This window comes from Methylocaldum sp. 14B (assembly GCF_002005105.1).
Lineage (GTDB): Bacteria > Pseudomonadota > Gammaproteobacteria > Methylococcales > Methylococcaceae > Methylocaldum.
Genome location: NZ_MSCV01000018.1, coordinates 95,824 through 111,682, shown reverse-complemented (window position 1 = coordinate 111,682; position 15,859 = coordinate 95,824). Strand labels below are relative to the sequence as shown.

Below are 15,859 nucleotides of genomic sequence, written 5' to 3'. Positions count from 1 at the left end.
GTCACACCTTTCCGGCCCGCGAGGCATAGCCATGGCCCCCAATGGCAAGCTCTATATCGCTGACACCGACAACGGTCGCATCCGACAGCTAGCGCCGCCATTCCCTGACGCCGGACTCGAAAACATGCTAATACCGTCGACCGACGGAAACGAACTGTATTACTTCGATTCGAAAGGGCGTCATCTGAAGACGGAGAACGCCTTGACTCGCGCGGTGCTGTACCGCTTCGGCTACGATAGCGCGGGGCGCCTGATTTCGGTCACGGACGTTGACGGTAATGTGACCACCATTGAGCGAGACGCAGCGGGCAACCCCACGGCCATTGTCGCCCCGGATGGCCAGCGCACCGCTTTGACCCAAGATGCTAACGGCTATCTCGCGACGGTTGTGAATCCCGCCGGCGAAACTCACGCGATGAGCTACACCGCGGATGGCCTTCTCACCGGCTTTACCGCCCCGAAGGGGAACACGAATACCTTTACCTATGATGATCGGGGACGGTTGATCCAGGATGTCAACGCCGGGGGCGGCGGCTGGATGCTGCTCCGGTCCGAAGGGAGTTCCGGATTCAGCACCGCCATGACCACGGCGGAGGGACGGACCACCACGTTTGGGGTGGAGTATCTCGCGACCGGCGATCGCCGGCAGCTCAACACCTATCCGGACGGCACGGTGCTCGATCGCCTGTTCCAAACCAACGGCGAGGAAATCGGCACCGCTCCGGACGACACCGTCACCACGGTCCTGGAGGGCCCCGATCCGCGCTTTGGTATGCAAGCGCCGGTGGCAACCTCGACTACCGTGAAAACCCCGAGCGGCCTTACGGCCACGGTGACCCGGAACCGCGCCGCCACCCTGGTCGATCCCGGCAATCTTCTGAGCCTCACCACGTTCAGCGAGACTCAAACGGTCAACGGCCGAACCTCCCGAACGGTCTTCGACGTCCTCAGCCGGATCTTCACGGCCACCTCTCCCGTGGGACGGACCCTCACCACGGTCGTGAACGATCGGGGCCGACCGGTGAGCCGCCAAATCCCGGGACTGGAGCCGGAGCAGTTCGCTTATGATGTGCGCGGACGCCTGCAGGAGGTGATCCTGGGCCAAGGCTCGGATGCGCGTACGGTACATTACGACTACTATGCCGACGGTCCGAGCCAAGGCTGGCTCCACACCGTCACCGATCCGCTCGGTCGGACGGTGAGCTACGAGTACGACCTCGCCGGCCGAGTGATCCTCAAAACCCTGCCCGACGGCCGGTCCGTGCAGTTCGGCTACGATGCCAACGGCAATCTCACCTCGCTCCTGCCGCCGGGCCAGCCCGCGCACCTCTTCGACTACACGCCCCTCGACCTGACCGAGCACTACACCCCGCCCACGGTCGAGGCGACGGACCCGGCCACCCGCTACCAGTACAATCTGGACAAGCAACTCACCCGGATCACCCGGCCGGGCGGCGAGACCGTGACCTTCGCCTACGATGCGGGAGGACGGCTCCAGACGGTGACGGCGCCCCAGGGCGAGACCACGTACGCCTACGCCTACGACGCGGCCGGGCGCCTCCAAAACCTGACCGCGCCGGGAAGCCTCGGGCTCAACTACGCCTACGACGGCGCGCTCCTCACCCAAACCGCCTGGACCGGGTCCATCGCCGGCACGGTCGGCTACGCCTACGACACCGACTTCCGCGTGAAGACGGTTTCGGTTAACGGCTCGCCGATCAGTTTTGGCTACGATGCCGATAGTCTACTGACCTCCGCCGGTGCCCTGACCCTGACTCGCCATGCCCAAAACGGTCTCTTGACCGGTACGGCGCTCGGGACGGTGACCGACAGCCTCACCTACAGCGGTTTCGGCGAGGTGCAAGGCTACACGGCCAATGTCGACAGCAGCCCCGTCTTTTCGACTGGCTACACCCGAGATGCCCTCGGCCGGATCACTCAAAAGACCGAGACCGTCAACGGCCAGATCGACACCACCGTCTACACTTACGACCTCGCGGGTCGCCTCACCGAAGTTAAGCATAACGGGACCGTCCAGGCCACCTACGGTTACGACGCCAACGGCAATCGGACTCACGTCAATGGCCTCGAAGTCGCCAGCTACGACACCCAGGACCGGCTCACGATCTACAACGGGACCGCCTTTGCCTACACCGCCAACGGCGACTTGAAAACGAAAACGGTGGGCGGGCAGGTCACCGGCTTCAGCTATGATGTGTTCGGCAACTTACGGCAGGTGACCCTGCCGGGCGGTACGGTGATCGACTACCTGATCGACGGACGCAACCGACGGATCGGTAAAACGGTGAACGGCACCCTGGTCCAAGGTTTCCTCTACCAGGACGGGCTCCGCCCGATCGCGGAACTGCATGGCCAGAACCAGATCGTCAGCCGCTTTGTCTATGCCGATAAGGCCAACGTGCCGGCCTACCTGATCCGGGGCGGCAGCACCTACCGGATCATCTCGGATCACCTTGGGAGTCCCAGGCTCGTCGTCAACACGGTCGACGGCACCGTCGTCCAGCGGCTGGACTACGACGCCTGGGGCCAAGTCATCCTCGACACGAATCCCGGCTTCCAGCCGTTCGGCTTTTCCGGCGGCCTCTACGACCGCGACACCGGCCTGGTCCGCTTCGGCGCAAGGGATTACGATCCGGAAACAGGACGCTGGACGGCCAAGGATCCGATTCGGTTCGAAGGAGGCGATGCGAATCTGTATGCCTATGTTCTGGATGACCCGATAAATTGGATTGATGCTCTTGGGCTGGCAGGCGAAAAATTGCCGATCTCTCCGGGCAGTCTAGTGCTAGATTTACTATTTCACGTCAATGAATTAGGAAACGGTGAGCTTCCGGTTCAGCCCCCTGCTGGACTGCCACCTGATTGGATATTGAAGCCAACCAAAAAGGGAGGTGGACTCCAATGCATTAATCCAAACAACCCTCACGAGCGGTTCCGATTTATGCCAGGAAATCCTAATAGTCCAAATCCGGCTCAACAGAAGCCATATTTCAAATACACGAAAGATGGTACAGCTTACGATATTAATGGGAATCCCGTTAATACGAATTCCCCGGAAGCTCACATTCCTATAAACGAGTTTAAATTCCCATTCCCATGATTCAAAGAGAAGAATGGTCGTAAGAGGGTTTTTGCCATGATGGACAGAGAAAAATGGATTTCAGGGATCTTATCAGTCATTGGTAACATCGCAAATGCAGAAAAGCAGTATAGAGCATGGGTCCTTCATGAGAATATCTGTTTTCCCTCGTTAGATGAAATCTATTGCCAGATTTTTGATGACTACGATCTTGATAACCTAATTGATAACTATGCGGATCAATTTGGATTAACAAGCCAACAAAAAGTAAGCCTCAATAGATTAAGAAATCTTCTAAATAGTTTCGATTATGAGGCAATAGAAAATATTGATATAAAAGTTTTACTTGATAGCCAAGAGTGGAGTGTCATTACCCACTCTGCCTCTGAAGTTTTACACGAACTGAGCCAATGTATATGAGCTCGGGAGGAATGATCTGTGCAATTTGGCGAGCCAGCTCGCATAGGATGCGCCGAGGCACGAACCGCATCGATCGCGAACTTACGGTCATGACGCCAACAGCGACCTGTAAACGAAAACGGTGGGTGGCCAGGTCACCGCCTTCAGCTATGATGCGTTCGGCTACTTAAGACACGTCACCCTGCCGGACGGCACGGTGATCGACTACCGGATCGACGGCCAACACCGGCGCATAGGCAAGCAGGTGAACGGGACTCCGGTCCAAGGCTTCCTCTACCAGGACGGGCTCTGCCCGATCGCGGAGCTGGACGGTGAGAACCAGATCGTCAGCCGCTTCGTCTATGCCGATAAGAGCCACGTGCCGGCGTATTTGATCCGGGACGGCCACACCTACCGGATTATTTCCGATCACCTCGGCAGCCCCCGACTGGTCGTCCACACCGCAGACGGCACCGTGATGCAGCGGCTCGACTACGACGCCTGGGGCCAGATCATCCTCGATACGAACCCGGGCTTCCAGCCCTTCGGCTTTGCCGGCGGCCTCTACGACCGCGACACCGGCCTGGTCCGCTTCGGTGCGCGGGATTATGATCCGGAGACGGGGCGCTGGACGGCGAAGGATCCGATACGGTTCCGCGGCGGCGATAGTAATCTCTATGCCTATGTTCTGAATGATCCGATCAATTGGGTTGATCCTTTAGGGCTTGTTAACACCGATCCTGCCAGCCCTTTTGGCCCATTCGGTCCGGGAGGTGGGGGTGGCGGTGGTGGCGGCAGTGGTTTTGGCGCCGGTTTAGGGGGAGCTAAATTTGCGCCCCCTGCAAGTGCGCCAAGCGGTAGAAATGGATTTCCGTTACAAAATGCTCCATATCAACAAACTCGTAATCCGGATGCAGTTGTCAATGGTCGCCGGTATTGCGGACATGCACTAGATCAGATGCAGAATCGTGGTTTAACACCATCAGTTATTGAAGACACAATTAAGAATGGCCAACGTTCGCCAGATCCTATTCCCGATCGAACGAGAATTTACAACTCAGACAATAACATCACCGTAATAGTTGAGGGTAATGACGTTGTTACCGTAATTCCAGGGAAGCGATAGCTGTGAATGAACACGATATCCGGCAATTAGCATTAATGCATAAGCAGATTGACTCCTATACCAAAGGGACAATTGGCTTGAGCGCTTTGATAGGTGATCTTATTTTTTTGAGAGATGCACTATCGAAAGTGGAGTCAGATTGGGAGCATCAATTTACAAGTTGTATCTCAGATTTGGAGTCGGCATGGTCATATGCGCTTGAAAAAAATAATGGTGTTCTGGACTCCATTAGCGAAAAGGTTGTAAATGAAGCTCTTTTCAAGTTGCGTCAACTACTGGAACAGCCCGCATAGGTTGCGCTGAGGCACGAAGCGCATCGGTCGCGGAACTCAACGGCCAGAACCAAGTTGTCAGCCGCTTCGTCTATGCCGATAAGCCGGCGTAGATACTGTTATACGGGTCAAGCGCCATGAAGCCCGCGTAGGATGCGGTGACGCAGGAACCGCATCGTTCGAGTTCACGATCGATGCGCCTCCTTCGTCGGCACATCCTACGCGGGCTATGCCTACACCGCCAACGGCGACTTGAAATCGAAAACGGTGGGCGGGCAGGTCACCGGCTTCAGCTATGACGTGTTCGGGAACTTACGGCAGGTGACCCTGCCGGACGGTACGGTGATCGACTACCGGATCGACGGGCGCAACCGGCGCATCGGCAAGCAGGTGAACGGCACTCGGGTCCAAGGCTTCCTTTACCAGGACGGGCTCCGCCCGATCGCGGAACTGCATGGCCAGAACCAGATCGTCAGCCGTTTCGTCTATGCCGATAAGAGCCACGTGCCGGCGTATTTGATCCGGGACGGCCACACCTACCGGATTATTTCCGATCACCTCGGCAGCCCCCGACTGGTCGTCCACACCGCAGACGGCACCGTGATGCAGCGGCTCGACTACGACGCCTGGGGCCAGATCATCCTCGATACGAACCCGGGCTTCCAGCCCTTCGGCTTTGCCGGCGGCCTCTACGACCGCGACACCGGCCTGGTCCGCTTCGGCGCAAGGGATTATGATCCGGAGACGGGGCGCTGGACGGCGAAGGATCCGATTCGGTTTGCCGGTGGGGACACCAACCTATACGGATATGTATTGAATGATCCGATAAATTCTATTGATGCCGAAGGCACATTATCCCCAGCGGCAGCCATTGGTATTATTGCTACTGGCTATGCAATTTATAACGTCATAGATAATCTTATGACCGCACAAAATGCAGCAAAGAAAGCAAATGACGCAGGGAAACAAAGACATCAAGAGCTAGATAAGTTATTAAAAGGGGAGCCAAACAATGCTGAAAAAGCAGACGATAAATACCAAGATGCCACAAAGCAGCTAGCAAAAGATGCATCAGAATTCGGTGTTGCTAGCAAGAAGCTTGAATTCAATTTCGGTAACAAATTGCCAAAGATAGCCTCAAAGCGCTGCCCTTAATCTAAGCAATTAATTAATGAGCATGACAATTAACTCGAATTCTATCGCTAAGGTTTTGATCGTAATTGGGGTCGCGTTTCTAGTTAACTACTTTTCCAACCATATCTTAAGATATGGTTGGAAAATGTGGATAGGAAAAGAGATTTGTTGGCGTAACATAAAGCTATTTGTCGATGATGATTATTTTGTTTTCCCAAATACTGATTCATCTTTATTTTCAATTTCGAATGATCAGCCTATATTAATCGGTAAATTTGACACATCTAAAACAACCTTCCCTAATGAAAGCTATATTATGATTGGAGATGCAAAATTTGATATTGACCGATTATCAGAAGCATTAAGTAAGTTGTGTGCAAGAATAAACTGCGAGAACTATAAGAAATACTCCTATATTGAGAATGGCGTGCCTGTAACATGCATTCAGTTCGAAGGTACTTCAGAGACTTTGGATAATCGGCAGTTCCACGTATTTTGCAAAGTGCAAGCAAGCAAGATTTTAGTTGAGTATCACGGAAGTCAAGACAATTTTGATGAGTTCAAAACACAACAACAGCAGACTATAAAAGCTATTGCAACGAGCGTAATCAACCCGTAAAAGGGTTAGCCCGCGTAGGGCGAAATAGCGTACTCGCGTATCCCAATCGCAAACGGTTGTCCGGGGAGCGCCCGGATAACCCTTCCGCCGTATGAGAGCGGTCCATTCGGCGCATTACGCTGACGCTAATACGGTATCTACACGAGCTGAAGTCAGGCAGAACGGAGCCGTCCAGGCCACCTACGGCTATGACGCCAACGGCAACCGGACCACCGTCAACGGTGTCGAAGTCGCCACCTACGACGCCCAGGACCGGCTCACGAGCTACAACGGAGCCGCCTACGCCTACACCGCCCACGGCGACTTGACATCGAAAACGGTGGGCGGGCAAGTCACCGGCTTCCGCTATGACGGTTTCGGTAACTTAAGGCAGGTGACCCAGCCGGGCGGCACGGTGATCGACTACCGGATCGACGGCCAACACCGGCGCATCGGCAAGCAGGTGAACGGGACTCCGGTCCAAGGCTTCCTCTACCAGGACAGGCTCCGCCCGATCGCGGAACTGCATGGCCAGAACCAGATCGTCAGCCGCTTTGTCTATGCCGATAAGGCCAACGTGCCGGCCTACCTGATCCGGGGCGGTAACACCTACCGGATCCTCACGGATCACCTCGGTAGCCCCCGGCTCGTCGTTAACACGGCCGACGGCACCGTGATGCAGCGGCTGGACTACGACCCTTGGGGCCAGGTCATCCTCGACACGAACCCCGGCTTCCAGCCCTTCGGCTATGCCGGCGGCCTCTACGATCGCGACACCGGCCTGGTCCGTTTCGGCGCGCGGGATTATGATCCGGAGACGGGGCGCTGGACGACGAAGGATCCGATAAGGTTTGCCGGCGGGGACACTAACTTATACGGATATGTCTTGAATGACCCGGTGAATTGGATCGACTCGGATGGGCAACTTTTTCAGCAAATAGCGGCCGCTGTCGTTGTTATTGCTGCTGGAAAAGCAATTTATGATTTTATCGACGCGTACTCAGAAGGTATGCGAGACGCGGAACGCGTGAAGAAGGCTAAACGTGACGACGATGAAGTGATGAGCAACATTCTAGCGGGCAAACCAATCCCGAAGAATTATTGCCCAAATGCAACCTCTGATGCGATTAAGGACCTGACGAAATCAGCAGCAGACGCTGCGCTGAAAGGCGCACAGGTTCCTGGGACATATGCTGGAGGAGCTCTTGCTGACCCCGTCCCAACATTCAAAGACCCTTAAAGATCGCAACCAAATTTCTTGCTCTATGAAAATTCGGCGGAGTTTCGTTCTTCTTGTCGCAGTGTGCATAATTTCGTTGGCATCGTTTGACATCGACAGGAGTGCTTTATTTGTCCAGAAATATTTGAGGATATATGACACGATTTTCGTTGGAAGTGCTATTGTTAATCGTCCAAAAAACTGGGTAGTCTCATATTCAAAGGAAAAGAGCTCGAAACGCGGATTTATTTACGGTATTTTTCCTGCTATTAATGCTGACGAAGCGGTTGATGAAGTTATTTATGTTTTCGAGAAGGTCAGCGAACCTAATAAGAAAGTAATATTTTCTGAGCTTGGTCCTTCAATGGTCAGAAAAGCTAACGATGTAATGGTTATGCTTGAAAAGGAGCCAAGCCATAACCCTTATGCTCGTGTTCAGGTGTTCGGATTTGATGCTATTCTTAAAAAAAATAATAGGAATTCTGAGAAGCAATATACAATTAACATTCCGGATCTTTCGGTATTTATCGTTACGGAATGTTTAGAAGATTTGCCGGAGTTTAAAATCACTGGTCAGAAGAATCTGCATTGAATGCGGTGAGCCACGAAGTGCCCTTCGATTAAACTCCGCATAGGCATCGATCGCGAACTTATACCTACACTGCCAACGGCGACTTGACATCGAAAACGGTGGGCGGGCTGGTCACTGGCTTCACCTATGACCTGTTCGGCAACTTAAGGCACGTCACCCTGCCAGCCGGCACGGTGATCGACTACCGGATCGACGGCCAACACCGGCGCATCGGCAAGCAGGTGAACGGGACTCCGGTCCAAGGCTTCCTCTACCAGGACAGGCTCCGCCCGATCGCCGAACTGGACGGTGAGAACCAGATCGTCAGCGCCTTCGTCTATGCCGATAAGGGCAACGTACCGGCGTACCTCATCCGGGGCGGCCACGCCTATCACATCATTTCCGACCACCTGGGGAGCTCCCCGCTCGAGCATTTTCATACCTACTGTACGGGTACTTGCGAGTAGGTCGGAAATCCTTTTCCGACGGTACAGTTGGGCCAACGGGTTCGTCGGCAAAGGATTGCCGACCTACGACTGTAGCACCCTGTAGGTCGGGAGTCCTTTCTCGACGCCACGCCCCGGCCGAGCGTCTGTCTATTTCAGCGTGCATCTCCAGCCGTCCGACGAAAACCAGGATGCAAGATTAACGAAAGAGTTATTCCGCTCGTACTGCCAAGATATACCAACACCCGGCAAGGTGTTTTTTACAGCGGATCTGGTCGGTAACGAACCGAGGAGCATGCCTATCGGCATCCGGATCGTCGAACAGGAGTTTACGGGCGGCGATGAAAGCGATGCTGAAAACTTCAAGGATCTGCGCACCATATCGGAGGTTCTCGCCAAAACTTATTCCAAAGGTGTCATCGAATCGCATTTTGACCTTGATACGAATGGGTATTACGCGATCTACCTGATCAAGGGTGGAACAGATGCCGTTCCGGAACAAGACATACTGAGAATCCCGCTCAATGTCGGCGCCGACTCCGGCGTAGAGCGCTTGACGACACGAATCGTAAGCCTGTTCGGTATCGCATCGGGCCTAGCGCTGATTGGCTTTGCGGCGTCTCGATATCGGCGAAGGCGCAAGACTCTGTAGATGGCCGTCCGAGGCCTTTCTTGAACGATGGATCGAAAGACGCGTTACCGATTTTGCAACACGGGTAACGACAATACCTATTAAGGTTAATGACGCGATCAACATCAGGTCTTCTCCCACGCATTTGGACGATTATGCAAAGGCAAAGGTTTGCATAAGGTCGAACGCCGCGCATTGATCAATCTCATCGTAATCTGCCGGCACTCGGCCAATTCCTGCGGACCGGCAAATACCGGTGGCGGCGAGGCCACATTCAGGTCTGATCGGCCGTTCTTGCTCGTTGACCGCTTTGGGCGAAACTTGCGAGCCGCCGTTCGGTCAGGTGCGGGGATCTCCCGATGTTGCCCGAGCAGACCGTCGCGCCTTAGGCGAAGACCTGGCGGCTGTTTCAGGCGCCGCGCTACTCTCAGGCCGGCTTTCCTGTTTGAAATAGCGGTTGGTTTCTGCCTTGATGACTTTCGACAGCAATAGGAGGCCGATCAGGTTGGGAATGGCCATCATGCCGTTCATCAGGTCGGAGAAGTTCCAGACGAATTCCAGGCTGGTGGTGGCGCCAACGATTACGGCGGCAACGAAGAAGATGCGGTAGATGCGGATGGAGCGCGGCCCGAACAGGTATTCCACCGCTTTTTCGCCGTAGTAATTCCAGCCTATCAGGGTGGAGTAGGCGAAAAGCGCCGTGGCGAGCGCGACGATGAAGGTCCCGGTACTGCCCAACGTTTCCGCCATGCTGGCGCTGGTCAGTTCTCCGGCACTGACGTCTTGCATCCATGGGTTCGCGGTGAGGATCACCAGGGCGGTCATGGTGCACACCACCAGGGTGTCGATGAAGGTTTGCGTCATGCTCACCAGCGCCTGCTTGACCGGACCGTCGGTGCGCGCGGCCGCTGCCGCGATGGGCGCCGAACCGAGTCCGGATTCGTTGGAGAACACGCCGCGTGCGATGCCGTAACGCATGGCGGTGGCGAGGGTGGCACCCGCGAAGCCACCACCGGCCGCGATCGGATTGAAGGCGTGGTAAAAGATCAGGTACAGCGCATGCGGAATTTCGGCGGCATTGAGGACCAGCACCACCAGCGCGGCGCCGATGTAGCCGACGATCATGAACGGAACCAGCAGCGAGGTGAACCGGCCGATGGAGCGGACGCCGCCCAGGATCACCAGTGCCGTCAGTACCATCAGCACCAGGCCCGTTGTGAGTGGAGTAATGTGAAAGGTGCTTTCGAGTATCCTGGCGGTGGAATTGGCCTGCGTCATGTTGCCGATACCGAAGGTGGCCAGCGCGGTAAAGACCGCGAACAGTCTGCCCAGCCAAGGCAAGCCGGCACCCTTGGCCAGATAGTACATCGGCCCGCCGCGCATGCCGTACTCTCCCTTTTCGCGGTACTTGACCGCCAGCACCGCCTCGGAATACTTGGTGGCCATGCCCACCAGACCCGTCAGCCACATCCAGAACACCGCGCCGGGACCGCCGAGGGTGATGGCCGTGGCAACACCGACGATGTTGCCTATGCCTACCGTGGCCGCAAGCGCCGTCATCAGCGCGGCGAAATGGCTGATATCGCCGGCGTGGCCGTGATCCTTCGCGAAGATAAGGCTAAAGGCTCGGGGCAGGGCGCGGAACTGCACGCCGCGCAGCAATATCGTCAGGTACAGCCCGGTTCCCACCAACAGGGCGAGCATGGGTGGTCCCCATACCCAGCCCGATAATGTGGCAATCAGCGTTTCGATTTCGCGCATGGATTTTCCTTGAAGGGTTTCGGACAGTATACGGAGGAATGCCGTTTCAAGGCTTATTCCATCCGACACTCAAGTGAACATTAGAGCGGCTGTCGGATTGGTTTACGGCTTGTGGGAGCGGGCTTTAGCCCGCGATGAAGCGATTATCGCGGGCTAAAGCCCGCTCCCACACTAAGTACATTCCGCAAATATTTGCGGAATCTCGACAGATTGGCTTGATTGGCGGGGTTGTCCGGCAGGTTGCCTATGCCGCAAGACTTCCCTGAATGTACTTAGAGCGTTTTCCGAATCGGTGTAAGGGATTCGGATATGTAGGTCGGCAATCCTTTGCCGACGAACCCGTTGACCCAACTGCACCGTCGGGAAGGGATTCCCGACCTACTCGCGAGTGCCCGTACAGTAGGTATGAAAATGCTCTAAGGCCATTTGCAATCAATCATCACGTACGAATGGAAACTGCTCTAATCGCAGGGTGAGTTAGCCCCTCGGCTTCGCTCGGGACAGGCCCTTCGACAGGCTCAGGACAGGCTCCGCGTAACCCACCGGTTCGAGGCCGCTCGGTGGGTTACGGCCTCGCGGCCTAAACCCACCCTAAAAAAATCCTTATTGAAAGCGATGCGAGCACGGCGGCGGTCTTCGTTCTGACCATCGCCGTTAGGGGCGATCAGCGTCGGGTCCAGGCCAGCGGCAGGCGGACGACGAACTCGCTGCCTAGGCCGGGGCCTTCGCTCCTCGCTTCGACCGAACCGCCGTGCAACTCGACCAGGTGGCGCACTAGGGACAGCCCGAGGCCGAGCCCGCCTTGCGACCGGTCGATGGAACGGTCCGCCTGGGTGAACAGATCGAAGACATGAGGCAGCATTTCGGCCGAGATGCCGATGCCTTCGTCGCGGATGCTCACCACGGCATCCGGCCCTTGCCGCTCCGCCAGGAGCCAAACGTGTCCGCCCGCTGCCATGTACTTGGCGGCATTGTTAAGGAGATTCGACAACACCTGAGTGAGCCGCACCGGATCGGCGTCGAGGCACACGGGTTCCGGCGGGAGCGAAACTTCAAGCGTGTGGTTGCCGGCCTCGATGAGTGCCTGACTGGTCTCGACGGCATGGCCGATGATGGTCGCCAGATCGACCCGCTCCATTTTCAGGGCGATCTTGCCTTGAGTGATGCGCGATACCTCCAAGAGATCGTCCACCAGCCGGACCAGATGATTCACCTGCCGTTCCATCATCGTGAGCAGCGTCTGGGTGCGTTCCGTCGCAGGGCCCGTGCCGTCGGACTTCCGCAGCACGTGCAGACCGGTGCGGAGCGGCGCCAGCGGGTTTCTGAGCTCGTGAGCCAGCATCGCCAGAAACTCGTCCTTGCGGCGGTCGGCCTTGCGCAGGGTCTCCTCAATCAGTTTGCGCCGAGTGATGTCGTTGAAAAGAACCGCCACTTTTCTTTCGGATGGCGCGCCAATCCGAAACGCGTACACGTCGTAATGGCGATGAAGTTGCGCGGCGGAACTTTCGAAGCGCATCGGTTGGCCCGTCAGCGCGATCTTTCCGAAAATCTCGAACCAGTGTTCCTCCAGCAAAGGGGCGATTTCCCGTATTCGCCGGCCGACCGCGTCCCGAATTCCGGTCTGCCGCTCGAAAGCCGGATTGACGATGAGGAACCGGTAATCCACGGGTCTCTCGCTTTCGTCGAACAACACTTCGATGGTGCAGAAGCCCTCGTCCATGCACTCGAACAGAGTGCGGTATTTCTCTTCGCTCTCGCGCAACGCTTCCTCGGCCCGCTTGCGATCGATGAGATCGGCGGCTTGCCGGGCGAGAATATCCAACAGGCGCAAATCCCGCTCGGACGGCTGGTGCGGGCGGCGCCAGTGCGTGGAAATCATGCCCACCAGCTTGCCGCTCCGCGAGAACAGGGGCGTCGTCTGGCAGGCATGAATTCCGGTTTGCAGATATATCGTGAGATCCTCGGTGCCCTGCATGAAATCGCAGCCCTCCAGATCCGGCGCGATGACGCGCCGGCCCGTGCGCAAGGCCGCGCCGCATGTCGAATCCGAGGAGTCAGCGCTTACCCACTCCCAGAACTTTGCCGCTTGCGGATTGAACCCGCGGAACGCCAGCAGCCGAAGCTCGCCGCCGCGGCCGCGCTCGGGGTAGAGCATCTGCATGCTCGCGTATTCCGAGTGCATGATGTGCGCCGCCGCATCGATGATTTTTTCGTAGAGGGCCTGGATGTCGTCCTCGTGAAGAAGCGCTGCGCTGATGCTCTGCAGGAGCCGAGTGTCCTGCAATTCCGCCTCGAGCTGGGCCCGGTTCTCGCGCAATGCTTCCTCGGCTTGTTTGCGCTCGGTGATATTGCTGGCGGCACCGAACCATTCGACGATATCGCCATCCGCACTCATCAGCGGAACTGCACGCGAAAACGTCCATCCCAAGCTGCCGTCCGCTCGTCGGACGCGATGCTCGAGCTCAAAAATGCTCTTGGTCCGGATGGCTTCACCGATGGCGGCGACGACCTGCGGTTGATCGTCCGAGGGAATGTACTTCTGAAGCCAGGTGCGGCTCGGCTCTTCCGTGTCGGCGAGGAAATCCCGGCCGTAAAGCTGATACATCTCGGTCCAATCCGAGCTCATGCGATAGATCGTCTGGGAACTGGCCATCACCAGAGCGCGGAAACGCTCTTCGTTCTGGCAAAATGCTTCCTGAGCCCGCTTGAATTTCGTCGTCTCGCGCAGCGAAAAGACGAGGCCCGCAGTCGCTCCGTCGTTACCCTTGACGGGCGTCAGGCTCCAGTCCCAATAGGTGGTGCCGCGTTCGGGCTGATCGGGGAAAACGAAGGGCCTGTCCTTGTAAAACACCGCATCGCCGGAATCCCGGACTTTTCGGAAGATCGCCTCGTTTTCCGCGTTGGGATACAAGGCGAAATGGTTGTTGCCCACCATGTCCTCCGGTCTCATCCGGCAGGTTTCGGCATAGGCCGGATTGACCCAGACGAAGTTGAACTGCCGATCGAGAAAGACCAGCATCACATCGGTGGCCCGCAGGACACTATCCAGCAGGCTTTGCTCCCGCCGCAACGACTCCTCGACCTGCTTGCGTTCAGTGATGTCCTGGATCGTGCTGAGGAGAAGCGTTTGGCCGCCGATGCCGACCCAATCAACGTTGAGCGACAGAACGAGCCTCGCTCCGGATCTGGACTTGTGCGTGATTTCCAGGTCGCGCACTGCCGCGCGCTGCCGGAGTTCGGCGGCTATCCGGCTCCGTAAGCATGGGTCCGGGATGCCCAGGTTTCCGGTGTTTTTTCCCAGCACGTCTTCCCGGTTGCACTCGAAGAGCTTCAGAAACGCGTCGTTGACGGCTACGAGGGTCCGTTCGGGCATCTTCGTCAGCGCCATGCCGAAGGGGGTCTTGTCGAAGATGGCGGAATAACACTCCTCGCGCTCGCGGGCGGCGTCGGCCTCACGCCGGATGCGCGCCGCATCCGAGCGGGCCTCGGCCCCGGTTTCCCTTCCCCCGGCGTCGACGGGCGACGTCTCGGCTCGAGGTTCTTGTTCCGCCCGGACTGGCTCGGCTACATCTTCGACGTGGTGAATGATATAGAGAACATCGCCATTTTCATCGAGCACCGGCGTGTTCGAGGATTTCGAGAAACGGCCCTCGAACCCGCCGCCCTGTTCGGGCCTGCGGATATCGTGCTGCCGCATGGCCTGGGCGTCGGGGAGGCGGTGCCGCAGCACCCGTTCAAACGAGGCCCGGCTGTTCGCTTCCGGCCCGAAGGGACTGTCGGGATTGTCGGGGAAGACTTCGAAGACCGGCCGTCCCACGATCTCCTCGCGCCGCTTCTTGGTTGCCCGCAGATAGGCGTCGCTGGCCGCCAGGATGGTGAAATACGGGCTGTCGGGTGCCAGCACCAAAATACAGGCCGGGACGGACTGGAAAAGGACCTGGAAGTCGGGGCGCGATGCCGGTATATCGCGCTCAGCCGTGCTCATGCTTTTCCCTCCTGCCGTTTCAGCGGATAGGGTTGCGGCTGGCAACGCCGGGTGGACAGCTGCGCGACCGGCCGCACCGCGAGCATGTCCGCCCCGGCCGGACGCGGTCGCCGTGCGCCGAAACCTCGGTGCATCACGTACGGCGTTCCGCCAGCGAGCGGGAAAGCCGGTGCAATGTCCGGCTGCATTGGGGCCAGGCCGGGGATAACGCGGCCCGGGACACGGGGCGGTAGGGAAGCATTAAAGTTGAACATCACGGGAGCTACTTGGCACTAAGTTGCGGCGCACCCGCCGGATGGCTTTTCAAAAGTGCCCGAGGGCGAACAGGAAGAAGTGGAGGATCTGGAGCGGGGCCATCCAGTTCGGCTTTATTTCAGAGGCGTAATGGGTGCGCGCACATAGACCCGTTTCGGATGTCTTGCGGACGGCGACCGAACTATAGCCTATAGCCCACATCTTGAAACATCTTGGATTTTGAGGCGTTCCCTCGGCTCATTGGACGCGCCCATCGAAGTCGTAATCACCTTCATCAACCCTATAGAGGACCTCGAAAAACCGCCTTCCCGGCGGTTTTTCTCTTCGCCAAGCCCAAACGCGGTTTGGGCTTGGCTTACGTT

General features: G+C 57.1%; 11 protein-coding genes and 1 pseudogene. 10 read left to right on the top strand and 2 right to left on the bottom strand.

Annotated elements, in window-relative coordinates; all coding sequences use genetic code 11:
- The 10 genes and pseudogenes from B2A78_RS14470 to B2A78_RS14425 form a co-directional block, all read left to right on the top strand.
- The coding region (locus tag B2A78_RS14470) for an RHS repeat-associated core domain-containing protein (RefSeq protein ID WP_205780786.1) at positions 1-3,121 on the top strand (3,121 nt) is incomplete at its 5' end.
- 36 nt (positions 3,122-3,157) lie between these two features.
- Positions 3,158-3,520 carry a hypothetical protein gene (locus B2A78_RS14465; protein ID WP_077730713.1) on the top strand — a complete coding sequence of 121 codons (363 nt, stop codon included), beginning with the start codon at positions 3,158-3,160 and terminating at the stop codon, positions 3,518-3,520.
- Positions 3,521-3,641: 121 nt separating this feature from the next.
- Positions 3,642-4,625: an RHS repeat-associated core domain-containing protein gene (locus B2A78_RS14460; protein ID WP_077730712.1), complete on the top strand. Its 984-nt coding sequence runs from the start codon at positions 3,642-3,644 to the stop codon at positions 4,623-4,625.
- A 2-nt stretch (positions 4,626-4,627) separates the two neighbouring features.
- Positions 4,628-4,918: a hypothetical protein gene (locus tag B2A78_RS14455; protein WP_077730711.1), complete on the top strand. Its 291-nt coding sequence runs from the start codon at positions 4,628-4,630 to the stop codon at positions 4,916-4,918.
- 153 nt (positions 4,919-5,071) lie between these two features.
- On the top strand, positions 5,072-6,052 hold the full coding sequence (locus B2A78_RS14450) for an RHS repeat-associated core domain-containing protein (RefSeq protein ID WP_139841061.1): 981 nt from the start codon (positions 5,072-5,074) through the stop codon (positions 6,050-6,052).
- 16 nt (positions 6,053-6,068) lie between these two features.
- The gene (locus B2A78_RS14445) at positions 6,069-6,650 is read left to right on the top strand and encodes a hypothetical protein (RefSeq protein WP_077730709.1); all 582 of its coding nucleotides are present in this window, start codon (positions 6,069-6,071) and stop codon (positions 6,648-6,650) included.
- A gap of 91 nt (positions 6,651-6,741) precedes the next feature.
- Positions 6,742-7,869: an RHS repeat-associated core domain-containing protein gene (locus B2A78_RS14440; protein WP_077730708.1), complete on the top strand. Its 1,128-nt coding sequence runs from the start codon at positions 6,742-6,744 to the stop codon at positions 7,867-7,869.
- Positions 7,870-7,945: 76 nt separating this feature from the next.
- On the top strand, positions 7,946-8,440 hold the full coding sequence (locus B2A78_RS14435; RefSeq protein ID WP_143735175.1) for a hypothetical protein: 495 nt from the start codon (positions 7,946-7,948) through the stop codon (positions 8,438-8,440).
- 77 nt (positions 8,441-8,517) lie between these two features.
- A pseudogene (locus B2A78_RS14430) lies at positions 8,518-8,886 on the top strand (RHS repeat domain-containing protein); the annotation flags it as partial.
- Positions 8,887-9,160: 274 nt separating this feature from the next.
- On the top strand, positions 9,161-9,517 hold the full coding sequence (locus B2A78_RS14425; protein WP_077730705.1) for a hypothetical protein: 357 nt from the start codon (positions 9,161-9,163) through the stop codon (positions 9,515-9,517).
- A 318-nt stretch (positions 9,518-9,835) separates the two neighbouring features.
- Here the strand turns inward: B2A78_RS14425 and B2A78_RS14420 are convergent, their stop codons facing one another.
- Positions 9,836-11,257 carry a sodium:alanine symporter family protein gene (locus B2A78_RS14420; protein WP_077730704.1) on the bottom strand — a complete coding sequence of 474 codons (1,422 nt, stop codon included), beginning with the start codon at positions 11,255-11,257 and terminating at the stop codon, positions 9,836-9,838.
- Positions 11,258-11,921: 664 nt separating this feature from the next.
- Positions 11,922-15,242, bottom strand: coding sequence for a PAS domain S-box protein (locus B2A78_RS14415; protein ID WP_077730703.1), 3,321 nt, complete (start codon positions 15,240-15,242; stop codon positions 11,922-11,924).
- Between the last annotated feature and the right edge of the window lie 617 nt (positions 15,243-15,859).